General features: G+C 29.5%; 21 protein-coding genes. 12 read left to right on the top strand and 9 right to left on the bottom strand.

The genetic code is table 11. The features are described 5' to 3' along the window. Positions 1-172 precede the first annotated feature (172 nt). From Q0997_RS11160 to Q0997_RS11140, 5 genes are all read right to left on the bottom strand, one after another. A complete protein-coding gene (locus tag Q0997_RS11160; protein WP_299888855.1) occupies positions 173-2,398 on the bottom strand; it encodes a response regulator in 2,226 nt (741 codons plus the stop codon). 247 nt (positions 2,399-2,645) lie between these two features. Then, positions 2,646-4,115 carry an IMP dehydrogenase gene (gene guaB / locus Q0997_RS11155; protein WP_299888852.1) on the bottom strand — a complete coding sequence of 490 codons (1,470 nt, stop codon included), beginning with the start codon at positions 4,113-4,115 and terminating at the stop codon, positions 2,646-2,648. 57 nt (positions 4,116-4,172) lie between these two features. After that, complete coding sequence (locus tag Q0997_RS11150) at positions 4,173-4,670, bottom strand: hypothetical protein (RefSeq protein ID WP_299888849.1); 498 nt, start codon at positions 4,668-4,670, stop codon at positions 4,173-4,175. A 3-nt stretch (positions 4,671-4,673) separates the two neighbouring features. Next, on the bottom strand, positions 4,674-5,201 hold the full coding sequence (locus Q0997_RS11145; protein ID WP_299888846.1) for an FMN-binding protein: 528 nt from the start codon (positions 5,199-5,201) through the stop codon (positions 4,674-4,676). Positions 5,202-5,329: 128 nt separating this feature from the next. Beyond that, positions 5,330-6,508: a hypothetical protein gene (locus Q0997_RS11140; RefSeq protein WP_299888843.1), complete on the bottom strand. Its 1,179-nt coding sequence runs from the start codon at positions 6,506-6,508 to the stop codon at positions 5,330-5,332. A gap of 305 nt (positions 6,509-6,813) precedes the next feature. On the opposite strand from Q0997_RS11140, the gene Q0997_RS11135 reads away from it, so the two are divergent. After that, positions 6,814-7,410, top strand: coding sequence for a TetR/AcrR family transcriptional regulator (locus tag Q0997_RS11135; protein WP_299888840.1), 597 nt, complete (start codon positions 6,814-6,816; stop codon positions 7,408-7,410). Between the two features lie 9 nt (positions 7,411-7,419). Here the strand turns inward: Q0997_RS11135 and Q0997_RS11130 are convergent, their stop codons facing one another. Genes Q0997_RS11130 through Q0997_RS11120 form a run of 3 tightly spaced genes read right to left on the bottom strand, consistent with a single transcriptional unit; the run spans position 7,420 to position 9,721 of the window. Continuing rightward, entirely contained in the window at positions 7,420-8,283 is an 864-nt protein-coding gene (locus Q0997_RS11130) for a hydroxymethylglutaryl-CoA lyase (protein WP_299888837.1), read from the bottom strand. A gap of 56 nt (positions 8,284-8,339) precedes the next feature. Next, positions 8,340-9,080 (bottom strand): hypothetical protein, encoded by a 741-nt coding sequence (locus tag Q0997_RS11125; protein WP_299888834.1) that lies wholly within the window; start codon positions 9,078-9,080, stop codon positions 8,340-8,342. A 14-nt stretch (positions 9,081-9,094) separates the two neighbouring features. Beyond that, positions 9,095-9,721, bottom strand: a complete 627-nt coding sequence (locus tag Q0997_RS11120) for a LysE family translocator (RefSeq protein ID WP_299888831.1) — start codon at positions 9,719-9,721, stop codon at positions 9,095-9,097. Positions 9,722-9,824: 103 nt separating this feature from the next. Here Q0997_RS11120 and Q0997_RS11115 point away from each other — a divergent pair, with 103 nt between their 5' ends. Continuing rightward, entirely contained in the window at positions 9,825-10,742 is a 918-nt protein-coding gene (locus tag Q0997_RS11115; protein WP_299888829.1) for a spondin domain-containing protein, read from the top strand. On the opposite strand, the gene Q0997_RS11110 is transcribed toward Q0997_RS11115, so the two are convergent. Next, entirely contained in the window at positions 10,728-11,759 is a 1,032-nt protein-coding gene (locus Q0997_RS11110; RefSeq protein WP_299888827.1) for a quinone-dependent dihydroorotate dehydrogenase, read from the bottom strand. The two genes, Q0997_RS11115 and Q0997_RS11110, sit on opposite strands and share 15 nt — an antisense overlap. A gap of 140 nt (positions 11,760-11,899) precedes the next feature. Here Q0997_RS11110 and pepT point away from each other — a divergent pair, with 140 nt between their 5' ends. The 10 genes from pepT (at position 11,900) to Q0997_RS11060 (ending at position 19,003) form a co-directional block, all read left to right on the top strand. Then, on the top strand, positions 11,900-13,138 hold the full coding sequence (gene pepT / locus Q0997_RS11105; protein WP_299888824.1) for a peptidase T: 1,239 nt from the start codon (positions 11,900-11,902) through the stop codon (positions 13,136-13,138). 175 nt (positions 13,139-13,313) lie between these two features. Next, positions 13,314-13,754 carry a hypothetical protein gene (locus Q0997_RS11100; RefSeq protein ID WP_299888821.1) on the top strand — a complete coding sequence of 147 codons (441 nt, stop codon included), beginning with the start codon at positions 13,314-13,316 and terminating at the stop codon, positions 13,752-13,754. A gap of 184 nt (positions 13,755-13,938) precedes the next feature. Continuing rightward, entirely contained in the window at positions 13,939-14,283 is a 345-nt protein-coding gene (locus tag Q0997_RS11095; RefSeq protein WP_299888819.1) for a hypothetical protein, read from the top strand. Between the two features lie 151 nt (positions 14,284-14,434). Further along, positions 14,435-14,857 carry a hypothetical protein gene (locus Q0997_RS11090; protein WP_299888817.1) on the top strand — a complete coding sequence of 141 codons (423 nt, stop codon included), beginning with the start codon at positions 14,435-14,437 and terminating at the stop codon, positions 14,855-14,857. Between the two features lie 190 nt (positions 14,858-15,047). Beyond that, positions 15,048-15,371, top strand: a complete 324-nt coding sequence (locus Q0997_RS11085) for a hypothetical protein (RefSeq protein WP_299888814.1) — start codon at positions 15,048-15,050, stop codon at positions 15,369-15,371. Next, entirely contained in the window at positions 15,364-15,771 is a 408-nt protein-coding gene (locus tag Q0997_RS11080) for a hypothetical protein (RefSeq protein WP_299888811.1), read from the top strand. Before Q0997_RS11085 ends, Q0997_RS11080 begins: the two co-directional genes overlap by 8 nt. A 177-nt stretch (positions 15,772-15,948) precedes the next feature. Then, the gene (locus tag Q0997_RS11075) at positions 15,949-16,851 is read left to right on the top strand and encodes a hypothetical protein (RefSeq protein ID WP_299888808.1); all 903 of its coding nucleotides are present in this window, start codon (positions 15,949-15,951) and stop codon (positions 16,849-16,851) included. Positions 16,852-17,000: 149 nt separating this feature from the next. Beyond that, positions 17,001-17,651 carry a hypothetical protein gene (locus Q0997_RS11070; protein WP_299888805.1) on the top strand — a complete coding sequence of 217 codons (651 nt, stop codon included), beginning with the start codon at positions 17,001-17,003 and terminating at the stop codon, positions 17,649-17,651. 329 nt (positions 17,652-17,980) lie between these two features. Next, positions 17,981-18,214, top strand: coding sequence for a thioredoxin family protein (locus Q0997_RS11065; RefSeq protein ID WP_299888803.1), 234 nt, complete (start codon positions 17,981-17,983; stop codon positions 18,212-18,214). Between the two features lie 66 nt (positions 18,215-18,280). Then, positions 18,281-19,003 (top strand): hypothetical protein, encoded by a 723-nt coding sequence (locus tag Q0997_RS11060; RefSeq protein ID WP_299888801.1) that lies wholly within the window; start codon positions 18,281-18,283, stop codon positions 19,001-19,003.

Here is a 19,003-nt window from a genome sequence, read left to right as displayed (position 1 = left end):
ATAGATAGATAGATAGATAGATAGATAGATAGATAGATAGATAGATAGATAGATAGATAGATAGATAGATAGATAGAATAAAACTCAAACGAAATCCTATATAAATGAGAGCTCGTGTGTATTTAATTAATACACACATCTACAAAATATTTATTGAGAAATAATTATAGGTTTAAATATGTTTTAAAATAGTTTCCACAAACACCATTTCATCATAAGGTTTAATAATAATATCGCAAATTGTTGAATTTTTAATACTATCTCTCATTTCTTCAATTTCAACAGCTGTAAGGGCAATAATAGGAATAGAAGTATTAAATGCTCTAATAGCATCTGTTGCCTCAAGACCATTCATTCTAGGCATATTAATATCCATTAGTACTAAATCTACTTCTTGTTCTCTAACAATATCAACAGCTTTCTCTCCTCCTTCTGCAACTAAAGGTTTAGCCTTGTATTTTTCGAGCATTTTTCTAGTAACAATTCTATTTATTCTATTGTCATCTACCACTAAAATAGTTTTATTATTAATAGAAATTTTAGGTTTTAATTCAATAGGTTTTGTAGTTGCATAATTTTCTTCAGGAATTTCATAAGTCACATCAAAACTTATTTCAGTTCCTTCGCCTTCGTCACTAATTAATTTTATTTTAGAATGATGCAATTCTAATAATTTTTTAACAATTGGAAGTCCCAAACCAGTACCTTGATATTCTCCGCCATCGTTTTCCACTTGTGTAAACTCATCAAAAATAGCAAGTTGTTTATTTTTTGGTATACCAATTCCCGTATCTTTAATTTTAAAATTAAGCTTAACCGATTTATTTTCTACAGCTATTAATTTAACATCTAAATCTATAGTTCCGTTTTCTGTAAACTTACAAGCATTACCAATTAAATTAATAAGAATTTGAGAGAGTTTAACATCATCTCCAATAATAACACTAGGCACATCTTTAGATATATTTATCTGAAATGTGTTCATGTTTTGAACTTTTAAAAACTCGAAAGATTTCATTATTCCAGAAATAACATCTTCTAAGTTAAAGGTAATTTTATTTAAACTGTTTTCTTGTTTAGCGTCTAATTTACTTATTTGTAATACATCGTTAATTAAAGACAACAAGTAGTCTGCAGAAAACTTTAAAGACTTAACATCTTCTTTATGCTTTTCTACAATAGCCTTATCATCCATTAGAATAGAAGAAATACCTATAATACCATACAAAGGTGTTCTTAATTCGTGACTAATATTAGAAAAGAAATTACTTTTTGCTATAGCATAGGCTTCACTTTCATGCTTTGCTATTAAATATTCTTTATTCTTTTCTTCTAAATCTAACAATAATTTTTTTCTATTGCGGTAGGACATTAATAATAATCCTAAAATAAAAAGTAATACAGCAGAACCTACAATTAACCAAAGTACTATCTTTTTAGATCGTGATGCTTTTTCTTCAATAAATTCATTTTGCAACGCAGTCTCTCTTAACTCTTGCTCGTATTGATTTAGTTTAAATTTAGCAGTCTCACTTTCAATAGCTGCTATTTTATCTGTATTATATTTTTCTTCTTTATAAAAATCAACTTCTTGTTGCAAATTAAAAGCACTCTTATAATTACCTAAACTAGCTTCAGCCTTAGCATAGTATGTATAAGCTTCTACAAGCCCATCTGTATAATTAATACTTTTAGAAATCTCTATAGATTTTTTAAGATGCGGAATTGCCTCTTCAGGTTTATTTTTTAGATAAAGAAACCTTCCTGAAATTTGCTGATATCCAGCTTGATATGGCTTCGCTTTTAAACTTGAAATGTATTTACCTATTTCATTAACATGTTTTTCTGCATTTTCGACCTCTCCTTTATTTAAATATAATTCAGATATATTGTAATTTAGTATAAACAGCTTGCTGGTATCTTTCAACTTCTTTGCATATGGCATAGCTTGTTTAAAAGATTTTAGGGAATTCTCATAATCCTTTTGAACAAAATATACATTACCCAAATCTATACTAGCACCTAAATAACTTGTAGAATCATTGCGTTTTTTTGATGCTAATAGTTCTCTTGAAAATATTTTTTTTGCAGAGATTGTATCACTGGTTTGTAAAAAGGCATTTCCCATAATACTAGATACCTTATAAACTCCTTTATGGTAATCAATTTTATTAGCAAGTTTAATTACCTCTTCTCCATTACTAATTGTTTTTGCGTAATTTTTAGAATAAAACTCTTTCCTTACTACTTTTAAAATTGAGTCTATATATTTTTTAGTTATTTGTTTTTTTGGAGTATCTCCAAAACGACTAGATTCCTGAGAATGTACATGATTGATAAATAGCGCGCTCTGTAAAACAACAAATAAAAGTAGAAAGGTCTTTTTATTGAAGAACATGATTAGGTAGGTTAGTTAAGTAGGTTAATTAATTATAAAAATATAGAACATAATTTACAAATGGTTAAAAATTAACATTCTACAGGGCAAAATATAAGAAATTTAGTTAAAACTACTTGCCTTGAATCATTTTTTTTATAAAAAAAACGATAATGTGCACATTATCGTTTTTATATGTTAAGCTAAAACTAGAGCTTAATAAATTATTGTTTAAATAATTTTATTAGCTGTCTAAATAATTTACTACCTATCTTGAGTAATTAGGAGCTTCTTTTGTTATTGTAACATCGTGTGGGTGACTTTCATTTATACCAGAAGCAGTAATTTTAACAAAGCGCCCTGTCTCTTTAAGTGTTTCTACATCTTTTGCACCACAATATCCCATTCCTGCTCTTAAACCACCAATAAATTGGTGTATGCTTTCAAACAACTCTCCTTTATATGGTACTCGACCAACAATACCTTCTGGTACTAACTTTTTAATATCGTCTTCTACATCTTGAAAATAACGATCTTTACTACCTTTTTTCATAGCCTCTACAGATCCCATACCTCTATACGATTTAAACTTTCTTCCTTCGTATATAATTGTTTCACCTGGAGATTCTTTAGTTCCTGCTAATAAAGAACCAAGCATTACCGTATCTGCTCCGGCAGCTATTGCTTTTGGAATATCTCCTGTATATCTAATTCCTCCATCTGCAATTACTGGTACTCCTGAACCTTTAATAGCATTAGCAACTTCTAATACTGCAGAAAACTGAGGAAAACCAACTCCTGCAACAACACGTGTTGTGCATATCGATCCTGGACCTATACCTACTTTCACAGCATCTGCTCCAGCTTCTACTAAGTATTTAGCAGCTTCTGCAGTTGCAATATTACCAACAACAACTTCTAATTCTGGAAACTTAGCTTTCACGTCCTTCAACACTTCAACCACACCTTTTGTATGTCCATGAGCTGTATCTATAATAATAGCATCAACACCAGATTTAACCAATGCAGCTGCTCTTTCTACAGCATCACCAGTTACGCCAATAGCAGCAGCTACTCTTAATCGTCCATAACTATCTTTATTAGCTATAGGTTTTTGTGTTACTTTAGTAATATCTCTAAAAGTAATTAAGCCTTCTAATTTATCTCCATTTACAATTAACAGCTTTTCAATTTTATTTTCTTGAAGAATTTTCTCGGCATCTTTTAATGATGTTCCTTCTGGAGCAGTCACTAGGTTTTCACTAGTCATCACCTCAACAATAGGCCTGTCGTTTTGATGTTCGAAACGTAAATCTCGATTAGTAACTATTCCTTTTAACTTTCCATTATCATCAACAATTGGAATACCACCAATACTATGTTCTCTCATTGCATTTTTAGCATCTGCCACTATAGCCGTCATTGGTAAAGTCACTGGATCTATAATCATTCCACTTTCAGCTCGCTTTACTTTACGCACTTTAGTTGCTTGTGCTTCAATAGTCATGTTTTTATGTAACACACCTATTCCACCTTCACGTGCCATAGCAATTGCCATTCTACTTTCTGTAACAGTATCCATAGCTGCAGAAACTATAGGAACATTGATGGTAATGTTACGTGTAAATTTTGTTTGAATATTGACTTCGCGCGGAAGGATTTCTGAAAAAGCAGGTACTAAAAGGACATCATCGTAAGTTAATCCTTCTCCTACTATTTTATTATTGTGTGCTGTCATTGCAATTAGAATTAATTGCAAGCAAATTTAATACTATTTTTTGAGAAAAAGTGGTCTTTATTCTGTTTTCTTCTGAAGTAATAATTGTCTCAATATAATGAGTGCAGAAAACGAAAAACTTAATGTCATTAATGTTCCAGAAATCATTACAACATATTTCATCCATGTAATTCCTTTCCATAAAAAATATATACCACCAAAGGTTAGTATAACAGATATAAAAGGCTCTACCATTAAAAATACTTTATATCTATATTGAAGTTGAGTTGTACTTAAAATTAAACCTAGTAAAAAGAAAATTAATGCCATTGATAATATGTGACTATGCACAATATTTAACATTTGTTTATCTGTCTTTTTAAACTTCATTTCTATAGCATCTTCATTATCTTCATTTCCAAGATACTGTTCTTCTATTCCATTTGGATTTGCTGTAGACGTTTCATTTACAAATAATAAACCAGTAAAAAAACCAATACTTAACACAATAACAAATGCAATAAGTAATAATTTAAGTTCTTTAGGGAAAGTATAAATGAGTCCGTTTAGTTGCATATTTTATAGAATGCCTTTTTCGTTTAGAATCTTTAATGATTGCAATAAATCATTCATTGCATTTGTCATTGATCGAACAGAAATAGTTGCTCCAGAAATAGCTATAATATTATCATTATATCTCAATTCATCATTTTCTGTTTTACCAATAAATTGTTTTAACCAACGCTTACTACCAATTTCTCCACCGTATTCTTCTCTATAAATTAAAACTTTTGCTTTTTTTACTATAAGTTGCTTATCCAATAGCACTAAATAGTCAAATTTAGCCGTCTTACTTGGTGCTTTAGCAATATATGCATAGCCTATATTTTTATTTTCAGATTTGATTTCAAAAAAATTATCTGATCCAAATTTTGAAGGTAATTCTTTTGTTATCGTTTCAGGAATAGAAATTGCATTAAAAGCAAAATTCTCAACTTCATAAGTTGCTTTAATTTCTTTATCAACTTTCTTCTGAATTTTCTTAGGCAATCCAAATGAAAATAAAGTTACTGCTAAAACTAATATTGAAATCTGTTTAAAATACATTTTGCAAAAGTATTAATTATTTATTCTTTTTAAACAATTAAAATGCCAAATAGTTAATACCGAAAATTTATATTTTCAGTATTAACTAAAAGACACTTAAATTAAACTAACTCTTATCTTTTTAAATACTAGAACCAAACTCCTATACCAAAGTTTAGTCTATTATCTACTTCACTATTTTCTAATGCGTTACTTCTAAATTGGTAATCGCCTTTTAATACAACTCCTGGTGCTATATGATAACTTAATCCAGTAGTAATATCTGTTCTATTATATGCATCATTTCTTACTAATGTACCATCTGTATCTGCATGTGTATCGTAATTCTCATAACGTGCAAAAGCGAATAATCTTTGTTTTTTATTTAATGGTAATAAGTTATATGCTAACTCCCCATAATACCCCATTAATGCGCTTCCTAAATCTCTTTCTGTTAAAATGTTATAAGCTTCAGTATCACTTAAAGAGGCATATATAAATTGCCCTCTTGCAGTTATACGTTTATAAGCGTAACGTGCATCTAAACCTACCATAGTAATTCCAATATTAGCACCATCAATATCTTCTACATCGTCGGCTGCTTGTGTTTTACCAAAATAACCTGATAACCCTAAACGCAAACCAGGTATACCATAATATTCTACTTTAGTAGATAATGTAGGACTGTCTATAGTTGACTTAATTGCTTTTTGGCGACCACCTCGTAATCCATTGCTTCCTTTTAAAAAACCAGTAACTTCTCCTTCGTCATTAACAGTAGATTTAAAACCATTAAAAACATAAGCTTGATAGCCAATAGAAGCTTCTTGTAAACGACCAGTAACACCAACTCCAATCTCTCTCCAAGTTGTTGGTACAATTGCATTATCTACAGCAGGACGTTCAACTCCATTAAATGTTGTTGGTTCATGAAATTCGTTAACAATTCCCATTGGTACTAACATTAATCCACCACGTAGACTTACATTATCTCCAACAGAATAATTAACAAAAGCTTGCTCTACAAATACTTCTTCAACATGCTCTAATTCTACCTCTGTTACAAATTGTGTTTTATCATTAAAACGATATCCAAATAATAATACTAAACGCTGTACATCTAATTCCCCATTCTTTCCTTCTGGTTGGTTATATGTTGTTTCTCCATAAGCTCCTACTGTTACAGCCTTTCCATAGTTACCTGATAATAAACGCTGAGCAGCATTTAATTGTTGTTGTGGGTTAAATGTTATACTGTCTTGCGGAGTTGTTTGTGCAAAAGCAGATGTGTTAATTAAAATTATTAGTAATAATAATATTCTTTTCATTGTTGGTTAATTTTATTCTTATTTAGACTAATTATAAATAAATATTTATTTTCGACTGCAAAAATAAAAACGAAAAACAGTTTACGCAAGTTTATTTAGAATTATTTTAAATAAAATAATTAACAAAATTAAAACTTACATATAAAACCCTAACAAACATTAAGTTACACAACTACATCATGCGTTTTTCTACCTTTAATCTAGTATTTTATACTGTATATAGATTAAAGCAAGTTATTAGTATACTTTTTTAGCTATTACTAATTAATATCAATATTTTGCTACAAAATTTATACTTTCTACCTATGAATTCTAGTTCTGAAACTCGTCAATCTATAATAAATAGTGCCTCTAATCTTTTTTATAAAAACGGATATAATACTACTACAATTAAAGATATTGTTAAGGCTTCAAATACATCACAAGCAATTTTAAATAATTTTTTTAAATCTAAAGAAGAGATATGCATCGCTTATTTAAGGCATAGGAATCTAAATTTTTCAAGTCAAATTGTATCATTTGTAGAACAAGCACCAAAAGGCAATCAAAAGATTCTAGCTATTTTTAGTTATTTAGAGCTTTTTTATAAAATGGATGATTTTAATGGCTGTTGGAATATTAAAGTGTTTTCTGAAGTTCCAATAGAAAATAAGTTAATAAGATCTGAAGTATTATCTCAAAAAAGAGCATTCTTAAATTATATTGAGCTATTAGTTCATGACAATATTAGTGCAAAAAATACTGAAGATTGTGAAAAACTTGTTCAGCAAATATATCTACTTCTTGAATCTGCAGTAGCGCATAGTAATATTCTAAAAGAAGAATGGCCAATTACTAGAGCAAAAGAGTTAACTGATGATTTAATAAGTAAAGCCATGTTAGTTTGTCAATCGAAAAACTAAAAGTTATAGTTAATGGTATTGACTAAAAATTTTAGTCGCTTCATTATAAGCACTCTCAAAAGACATTGCACTTAAATCTGAAGCTTTTTTTGTAGTTAAGTAAGACAATACTTTTTCTGTAGGCATATTACCAGTTAATTCGTCTTTAGCCATTGGACAACCACCAAAGCCTTGAATTGCTCCATCAAAACGACGGCAACCAGCATTGTATGCTGCATCTACTTTTTCAAACCAAGTGGACGGTGTAGTATGTAAATGTGCTCCAAATTCAATGTCTTTGTATTGCGGAATTAAATTAGAAAATAAATAATCTATATTCTCTGGATTAGAAGTTCCTACCGTATCGCTTAAAGATAAAATTTTCACTCCCATTTTACTTAAGCGCTCTGTCCACTCTCCTACTATATCCACATTCCATGGATCTCCATAAGGATTCCCAAATCCCATAGATATATATACTACAACCTCTTTGTTTACTTGATCTGCCTTATTTAAAATCTCTTGTAATGTTACAACAGATTGCGCAATGGTTTTATGTGTATTACGCATTTGAAAATTCTCTGATATAGAAAACGGATAACCCAAATAATCAATCTCTGGATGTCTACAAGCATCGTCTGCGCCTCGTGTATTTGCAATTATGGCTAGTAATTTACTAGTTGCTTTACTTAAATCTAATTGCGCTAATACTTCTCTTGTATCTACCATTTGCGGAATCGCTTTTGGAGATACAAAACTTCCAAAGTCTATAGTATCAAAACCTACACGCAATAGTGACTGAATGTATTGCACCTTCTTTTCCGTAGGAATAAATTGCTTAATACCTTGCATAGCATCACGCGGACATTCAATAACTTTTACTTGATTCTTCATATATTAGGTCAAAGATAAAAAAGATTAGTAGTTAGCAAACCATTATTCATTACAGATTAAGGTAAAATAAGTTTTCCTAAAAAACCAAACCATATAGCAAATCCAGAAATCCCACCTATTAAACCTCCAATTATAAAAGAAAATCTATATTGTTTTGGTATAACTTTAAATATTATATGTGAGGAAATTGCAAGCCCAATAAGACATGTTATAATAGGAATTATCCATTGATTTAAATCTAGATAACGTGAAATGCGAAATTCATCTCCATAAAAGTCTATAGTATTGTAAAAAAAACGTTTAAATAATGAAGACAAAGTATTAAAAACTTCCCTCAAAATAAATAGACTCATAAAAACACCCAACCAATCCCATATATTAAAATTAGGCCTCTTTTTTGATTTTCGGTAATAAAGAATTAATAATCCAAATACTGAAGTTAAAACAGTTTGCACTGGTCCACCAAGTGTTATTAAGAAACTATGCTTTGCACTTACATTAAACTTATTATTAATTCTATCTAATAATAAATCAGCTTCTTTTTTAATAGATTCATCTAAATCCTCATACTTTATGTTTTTGTATTTATCATTAAATGCATCAAATAAAATAACATCTTCATCTTGATTGTATCCTTTAGGTATATATTCCATTGAGCCATAATGTAAGGTGGTTTCATAACCAAAAAAATTAGCGACTGAAATATGCCCAAATTCATGAGTTATAGTTCCTATGATTGTAAAAAATATAAATGCTACAATTACTAAAAGGGGAAATTTTTGTTTGATTTTTAGCATGTAACTAAAGTACTTTATTTTTCTGAAAAGAAAATAAAAATGGCTATTCCTATAAAAACAACAATTTGCAACCATTTTAAAACAATACCAATATTCTGGCTACGCTTCAAATAATTTGAAATAAAGCCAGCTAATATTGCTATTAATGAAAAAATAACAAAAGATGTAGCCATAAATAATAATCCCAATACATAAAACTGTTTTACTGAACTTAATGTTTCAGAAAATAAAAATCCGGGGAAAAAGGCTAGGAAGAAAATAGAAACTTTAGGGTTTAGAACATTCATTATAACACCTTGCTTAAACAATTGCCACAAACCTTTCTTAGGTACATTATCATTAGTAATTGTTACTTTAGCATCGCTGTTGTATACTTTATATGCCAAATACAATAAATAAGCTGCTCCAAAACATTTTATAATAAAAAAAAGCATATCGTTTTCTTTAATAATAGCTGAGACTCCAAAAGCTACTAAAGTTGTATGTAATAGACAACCAGAAATAAGACCGCAAACTGTTGCAATACCATACTTAGTACCATTGGTTATACTTTGCATTAAGACATAAATGTTATCGGGACCAGGAGAAAATGCTAATGCCGAAGTAGCTAATATAAATCCTATAAGTGTTTCGTAATTCAATACTTAAATTTTTGGTAAAAATATATTAAAGTTAAATATTCTTACATAAGAAACGCAACCTTTTTTATCTTTATGTATCTTATAAGAAACCAACTTTAATAAAATGAAAAAACTTTATACTCTCGCTATACTTCTAATTTGTTTTAATGTAAAAGTTAATTCGCAATGTGCTCCAAGTTCTGAAAATGAACCCGTATATAAAATTACATTTCAAAGTACTTGGAATGCAACAGAGCATACTTCTATTCCAAATGGAGCGCACTGGTCTGATTTAGTAATTATATCTCATAATTCACCCAATCAATTTATTGAAATTGGTGAAAATGCCTCTTTAGGCATTAAAAATATGGCAGAACTAGGTGATAATACTGCTTTAATCGATGAAGTTTCAAATGCTGTTATAGCTGGAAATGCACATTTTGGTTTTCAAAACAGTTTTGTGCCTAACAATGCTAATGCTTCTTTAGAACTCGAACAAAATTTTTGTCTAGATTTCCCTTATATCACTATAGTATCTATGATTGCTCCTAGTCCAGATTGGTTTATTGCAGTAAACAGTATTGACATTAGAGATTATCCTCAAGAAGAATCTACTCCCATTGCTATTGATGTATTTGCATATGATGCTGGTACAGATAATGGAACTGATTACGACTCACCAAATAGCCCAAATGCACCTGTTGGAATTTCTATGATAAATGGATACCCATTTAATGGTAATAAAATAGGAACTTTAACCATAGAATATCTAACATCGCTTTTAAGTACTCCAGAGTTTGATTCTAAAAATAAAATTAAAATTTCTCCTAATCCAGCAACGGACAATATTACTATTTCAAGTGCAAATACTATAAATACAATTCAAATATATAATATCCTTGGTTCTATTGTAAAAGATATTACTCTAGAAAAAAAATCATCTGTAAGTATTAATATAGCAGATTTAAGTAAAGGTATTTACCTTGTAAAAACAAAAAACAATAATGGAGGCATTAATACTAAAAAGCTAATTATTAAGTAATGCTTTATTAATTTTCTTAATTAAACTTGGGCCTTCGTAAATAAAACCTGTGTAAATTTGAACTAAATCTGCTCCTGCTTTTATTTTTTCTAAAGCATCTTCTGCAGAATGTATACCACCAACACCAATTATAGGAAAAGACTTATTGCTCTTATCCGCTAAGTATTTAATTACTTTAGTTGATTTTGATTGTATTGGTTGCCCACTTAAACCACCATTTCCAATCGCTTCCAAACGCGCATTAGTTGCTTTTAACCCTGCTCTATCTGTAGACGTATTACTAGCTATAACACCATCTAAATTTGTTTCTGCAATTAATTCTATAATTTCATCTAACTGGCCATCGTTTAAGTCTGGAGCAATTTTTAAAAGAATAGGTTTTTGCTTTTCAAATGTATTATTAGCTTTTTGTACAGCTCCTATTAACTCTAACAAATAGTCTTTATCATTTAACTTAGCATGGCTACCAACATTTGGGCAACTCACATTTAATACAAAATAATCTACATAAGGATGTAATGCATTAAAACATTCTAAATAATCTTTAGTATAATCTTCTGGTTTTGTTTGGGTGTTTTTACCTATGTTTCCTCCAATAATAAGTTGTCCTTTATTTTTCTTTAACTGAAGTATTGCAGCATCTAGACCTTTATTATTAAAGCCCATTCTATTAATAATACCTTTATCATCCTTAAGTCTAAATAAGCGTTTTTTAGGGTTACCTTCTTGACCTTTAGGAGTAACTGTACCAATTTCTATAAAACCGAAACCAAAATTTGCTAGTTCGTTATACAACACAGCATTTTTATCGAAACCAGCCGCTAAACCAACAGGGTTTTTAAATGTTAAACCAAAAAGGTTACGCTCTAATTTTTTATTATTAGTAACATAAAGACTTCTAAAAATAGAAGGCATTCCTGGTATTTTAGATAAAGTCTTAACTAATGAAAATGTAAAATGATGAATTTTTTCGGGATCGAAACTAAAAAGTAATGGGCGTAAAAGTAATTTATACATCAAGTTATGTTTGTGCAAAAATACACTGAAAAAAAAAGATGTACAATTAAATAGTTTAGAGATAAATATAAAAAGAAATAGTCGCACACATTTTTGTACTTTTACTGGCAATTAAAATTTACGCATAAAACAATCAAAAAATGATTTCTAAAGAAGATATAATAAAACGTTTTGTAGGATATGTAACTGTTGATACAGAATCTGACCCTGAAAGCGATACGACTCCTAGTACTGCAAAACAATGGGATTTAGCAAATGCTTTAGTCGATGAGTTAAAAGCAATAGGTTTAAGCGATGTTTCTATAGATGAGAATGCCTATATTATGGCAACATTGCCAAGTAATGTAGATCATGATGTACCTACTATTGGTTTTATTTCTCATTTTGACACTACTCCAGATTTTACAGGTGCTAATGTAAAACCACAAATTATTGAGAGTTACGATGGTAAAGATATTATGCTTAACGAAGCAGAAAACATTGTATTATCGCCAGACTATTTTGAAGATCTTTTATTATACAAAGGCCAAACATTAATTACTACAGACGGTACCACATTACTAGGTGCAGACGATAAAGCTGGAATAACAGAGATTGTTTCTGCTATGGAGTTTTTAATTGCCAATCCAGATATAAAACATGGTACTATTAAAGTAGGCTTTACACCAGATGAAGAAATTGGTCGTGGCGCACATAAATTTGATGTTGAAAAATTTGGAGCAGATTGGGCTTATACAATGGATGGCAGTCAAATTGGAGAACTAGAATACGAAAATTTTAATGCTGCTGGCGCTAAAGTGCACATTAAAGGAAAAATAGTACATCCCGGTTATGCCAAAGGGAAAATGATAAACTCTATGTACATAGCAACAGAGTTTATTAACTCTTTACCACGCATGGAAACACCTGAACATACAGAAGGTTATGAAGGCTTCTTTCATCTATACTCTGTAAAAGGAGAAGTTGAAGATACAGTTTTACAATATATTATTCGTGATCATGATCGTGGGCATTTTGAAGCACGAAAAGAAGTTATGCAAAAGTTAACTAATGAGTTAAATACGCAGTACGGAAGAGATGCCATTACTATTGAGATTAAAGATCAATATTTTAACATGAAAGAAAAGGTAGAACCTGTAATGCATATTGTAGATATAGCAGAAGAAGCTATGAAACAGTTAGATATTAAACCATTAATTAAACCTATTCGTGGTGGAACAGATGGCTCGCAATTAAGCTATATGGGATTACCATGCCCAAACATTTTTGCTGGTGGACATAATTTCCATGGGCGTTATGAATATGTTCCAGTAGAAAGTATGATTAAAGCAACCGAGGTTATTTGTAAAATTGCAGAATTAACTGCTCTAAAAAAATAACAACCTTATTCTATAATAATTTATGGCCCAAAGCATTTTTGTTTTGGGCTTTTTAGTATTAACTTGATCTACAAATAAAAAACATTATTACAATATGAGGTCTTAAGCATTTTGTTCTAGTTTTAGGAACTATATAACATTGTTAGCAAACATTTGTCAGAACTACGAATAGAGAATGAATAAAAGAAATAGAATAATAAATTGGATTGGATTTTCTCTGTCATTACCAGAGAATAGACAATCAGAAATGTTTTATTTTGATAAATCACAAAACCTATTCTTTTCTATACATATTGTAGACTATTTTATGTTGGACGAAAATTTGGAGATTGACGAATCCGCAACCAGTTCCTACAATAAAAAGACTGAAAACGAAATTGTCTCCTGGATTAAACAAATTGAACGAGAGGACAAACTAATTATAAGCGTTCCGCAAAAAGGTCTGATTAATGATTCACTAAAAAGAATTGAAGCGGAGAAGTTTCTTGAGGGATTATCGGTTGATATTGACAAAACTCAAATATGGGAAGTTGAAGAGAAAATTTCTGTTAATATAGACTTGACTAAAGAACGAACAAATAATGAAAATAAAAAATGGTGGGAAATTTGGAAATAAAAACGATTTGCCAACACCATGTATAATTCATTGCTAGCACTCGCCTACTTACGAAAATCTTTGCGGATTTTCTATTCGGTTTTTTATTTGCTAAATTAGGTGCTAAATACGCAACGAAATCATACACAAAATCGTTATGCAACATTATAAATGCTGAAACTATAAAAACTTAAATTCAAAACACATGAAAACTCTTAAATTAATTTTCGCAATATTGATCATTGCATGCTCAATTAATTGTAGTACTTCTAAACAAACAACTGCTTTCCATAATGACTATAAATTAGAGACCGTTGAATATAATGCTATGGATAGTAGCATTAAAGATTTATTGCACAATCATATGGATAAAACGAAATTTAAAAAGGGGCAATCAATAAAAGTGTCAACTTTTATTAAAGAAAGGAAACGAATTGTGAAATTGATACGTGAAAATAAAAATCCAGATTTTTCGGCTGATAAAGTAAGTTTTGTAATTGATACAACTTTATTAAAAAATAAATTTTCAGTGACTGCTATAATCAAATAATGATTTAGCCTATTCTGATTTTAAAATTAAAGCGTTACTCAAATTACGGCGGGTTCGATTACCTAAGAATCCACTCAGAATTGCTAGAGTCAGTGCTTAACCGAAAAATAGTAACACAAAACCCATAACGGAATGTATATCTAATTAAGGAATGAAGTACATTTTTAAAATATTACCAATCTTTGTTATGCTCATGACAGCTTGTGAAAGTGGTGATAAGAATATCTTTTGGATTTCAGAGCCTGATGGACAAGAAAATGATTTTCTATTCATGGCTGAATCCACTAATACTTCTGAAATAATGTCGGACAGTTTAATGTATTATTTGACAAAAGAAGAGATTCTTTCAGCAGAAAAATTGAGATTCAAAAATTTTGAAAAAATTCACTCTAACAAACGATTTAGCATTTATGTGCTTTTAAAAGTAGGAAGCGGTATAGGAAGAAACTATACTTTTATTATTAGAACTTTTGACAATGATTTTGAAATTATTGACTCGTATGAGCTTGCTTCATGGATTGATTCTGAAAACCTCCGTTGTTATGGTTCAATTGATGAGAATTTAATAATCTAAAGGAGCTGTAAAAACGGAGAAAATAAAGATGTAAAGCAAATCGTAAATGATGGTAGAATTATAGCGCCCTCATTCCATGGAAGAAAATAAAATAAAACTGACTACAACATGGCCATAAAGCATAGGTCTAACCAAACAAACCGTTTCTAAGCTTCATAGTCGAAACATTGTGTTGCATTAAAAAAACGGAATGAACAAAATAAAAAGTGTTTGGATTGAAACAGAAGAAAAAGGTCCAATTATAGGTGGAACAACAGAAATCAATGACAACTCAGATGTAATTGTGACATTTGAAAATGGAGACAAATATGTAGCTACATTTTTTACTTATGAAAATATTAATTGGTTAAGGCAAAAGAATCAGAAAACGGGAGAATGTTTAAATGGAAAGTATTTTTTTGTAACCGACTTAATACTTATTGAGAAATTAAACCGTGAGGAAATTTTAAAAATTATAAATCATCTAATAGATGAAGATGAGTTTTTTAAAGCTTTTAATAAGATTAATGAATAAACTTATGAAATCAGGTTTTGTAAAAATAATTGAGTGCTTTAATATTACTGGAATGGGACTTCTTACTGAATTAAAACATAATGAAAATGGAATCTCACCGAATACAGAGTTAACAGATGTATCCACTAACGAAACTTGGGTTGTAAAAAAAAGAGTTTATCATGGAATTTTAATTTTAGACAAATCTGAAAAGTATTTTGAGTGCGAAACTAAATCAATGCATGTTGATGCTGTATTCAAAACTCAATCGGAAAGAAAAATAGCTGTAGATAAAGAATTAGATAAAAGAAAGAATGGCATTTATCTATATTTAATTAAACCTGAAAAGAAAAAGCAGAAATTGAAACCTGAAATCGGAACTGAATTAAAAATAAAAATTACAACACAACAAGATGCATAGCGCCTATTTAACCTAGGGATAGTAACCATACCATACATTAATCTTTGTGCGACATATAAAAAAACATCAGAAAATTGAAAATGATTACTAAAATTGAAATCTTAAAACTAACTAACAAAAACTCTTTATTTAAAATATTTTCAGAAAAAGAATTTAATAGTTGTATTTTTTATGATAATGAATAAAAAAAGTACCATTAAATCTGGAGTTTTACTTTCTGTAATTCTTTCTATGTCTATATATGTTTATACAATTAAGGAAATGTCAATCAGAGGCTATTCTACCTCTGAAAATATGATTTTTAGGGGTGTTTTTTGTTTATCAGTTGGAATAATTGCATCAAAAATAAAAGGATATAGACTTATTCCCAAAAATAAGAAAACACAAATTTTTCGTTTTTTCGCAAGTGGCTTCGCTTCTTATTTTTTTACGGCATCTTTTGCTTTCCTAAGTGCTTCTACCATTGCTTTGTTAGGTCGACTAGACATACCTTTTTTATTGATATTGGTAACATTATTTACTAATCAGAGTAAAGATAAAAAGTCAAGTTTACAATTTTGGCTTTCTACTTGGACTATATTAATAATAAGTTATATTACACTTTCGGGAAATTTTAGTGATGAAAAACCATTAGGTTATATATATGCTTTTACAAGCGTAATATTAATAGCACTGGGTTATCTATTTATGAAAAATTCGGCTGGAAAAGAAAATATTTTTGTTTTAAGTAATGTTTTCAGTTTAAGCAATTTGTTATTTGGTTTAACTTTATTATTCATTAATGGCGAAAATATTCATTTTAATTTTAAAGATATGTGGGTATTTATTTTGTATACTTTAAGTCAATTCGGAATCTATATTCTATCAATACAATTATACAAATGGTATAATGTAGAAAGAGCAAGATTACCTTATGTTTTTGCTACTTTTATAATATTTTCTATAGAAATAATTTTAGGAAAAAGAGAATTTGATTTTAAACAATTAATTTTATCAATTATCATTACAGGAATGATAATAACTATAATTATAAATCCAAAAACAATTGAAACAAAACATAATTTTCTAGATAAAACATAAAATACGGTACACAATATCGTATATAATTAATTGCTAACTCTAGCCTACTTGGAGTATTCCAGCGGAACATTCCAATAGCAAGTAATAATTTGCTAATTATATGCTTAAACTACGTAACTAATATTATAATAAACGTTACAAACACTAAAATGAACCGAATAACAATCATATTTTTCATTCTATTTTTAAATTTATCTTGTTCTGAAAAGAATAAAGACGATAAATTATTAAAAGAAAATAGTCTTTTAAAAACTAAAATATCTGAATTAGAAAAAGACAACGCTGCTTTAAGTAAACAAAACGATATTCTTCAATCGTTAAAACCTGAAAAGAAAGAAACAGAAGTAACTGAATTGAGATTTTCTAAAGTGATAAAAACACTTGATGAAAGGTTTTCTAAAGACACATTAGATTTAAAAAAATATGGAAATGAATATGTCTTCGAAAGAAATGTTGAACTAACAAAATTAGATAATAAGTTATTTGCTGAAACTTTTGGAAATATTAGAGAACAATTAAATTCTTTCGGATATTCTATATTCAGTATTTGTGACGGAGAATCATTGCCGCTTGAAATGTGCAATTGTACAGATTCAATATATGTTGTTATAGAACCTGAAGAACTTGGTGAGGATTACGAATTATATCGTATTGGCTTTTTCTACAATGTTGATTTAATTTCATTGGAACGGATTGAAAAAGATAATAATGATTACGATTTTGAATTGACTTTTGAACACGGAGAATATCCTAGAAAGAAAGAAAAAATAAACTTGACAAGAATGAATTTAGAAAAATAATTATGAGCTACACCGTGTATAATTAATTATTTGGTCGCTACTCGCTTACCAACATTTATGCAAAATATTCTTCGACATCTTTTGTAATCTATAGACACAAAACAATTAACCATACACAAACATACTACACACTATTATAAAATAAACAATTACAATTTAGCAGGTAAATTTAAAGAGCATTATATACCTTGATAAAGCTTTAATCAAAGCTACTTTTATTTCAAAACATTAGGTGTTATTTATAAATAATATAAAAAATATTTTTATTAGTTAGGATTCCTTACTATATTTGTTTCGCAATAATGCATTAATTAAAAAATTTAATACAAATGAGTAAATCAATTTTCTATCACGCAGGTTGTCCAGTTTGCATAAGTGCAGAACACGACATTATTAATTTAGTTGGAGAACAAAATGTAGAATTAGTAAACATTGGAAAAGATCGTACAAGAATTACAGAAGCAGAAAACGCAGGAGTAATGTCTGTACCAGCATTAGTAACACCTAATGGTAATACATTACATATTAATTTCGGTGCTTCTATGGCCGATGTAAAAGGTTAATTTTCAAACAACATAGTTAGGATTCCTAATATAAATTAAGAATCCTAACTTATAAAACAACACAAAATGAAATCAATACTATTATTATTTTCAGCAGTCATGCTTTTAAGTTCAACAAGTGCTTGCGCTCAAAACAGCACATATAACAATAACAACTTTGTAATAGATAAAGTCTCTGTTACACATAAAGCAGACCTAAGTATTACCGTTTGGGAGATCTCTGTAAAAGGCAAAGCTGGTAAAACAGTACCAGAAAAAGTGGGGCAACTTGATGGCGCTCCAGTTTTAGGCTATGTATTTCCTACTAGCTTAAAACCAACAGATGTTGGTTTTAGCAAAACTAATGGCATAGTTGCTCTTGCTTTAACATCTCACCCCGATTTTGATGACACACCACTTTGGGACGAAAATAGCGATTCTGTTTTTAACAATGACGGCATTGTCTGGCATCCCCATTGGGTAATACTTCATGAAGACAAAAGAGTTGCCGGTGGGCTAGCTGTGAAACAGTTTAATAAAACTGATAAAACAGTTGTTTTACCTCCAACAAATCCAGGAATGCCTATGTATATGGATTCTCCAGGATTTCCCGTTACTACAATAAACAACACTATAAAAGTAGTTATTCCAGATTATAGAATGAATAATAAAACAGATTTTAGTTATGATGGTGTAGCAGCATTTATGAAAGTAAACACAAGTAATACCAATCTACCAATGCTTGGCGTCTATGAGGTTTTTAGTGTTGCTAGTGGCGATTTATCTTTACCATATAAAGTAAAAAACTAA

The organism is uncultured Lacinutrix sp., assembly GCF_947500325.1.
Classification (GTDB): Bacteria; Bacteroidota; Bacteroidia; order Flavobacteriales; family Flavobacteriaceae; genus Lacinutrix.
The sequence above is the reverse complement of the archived record's forward strand: the minus strand, read 5'-3'. Positions and strand labels throughout refer to the sequence as shown.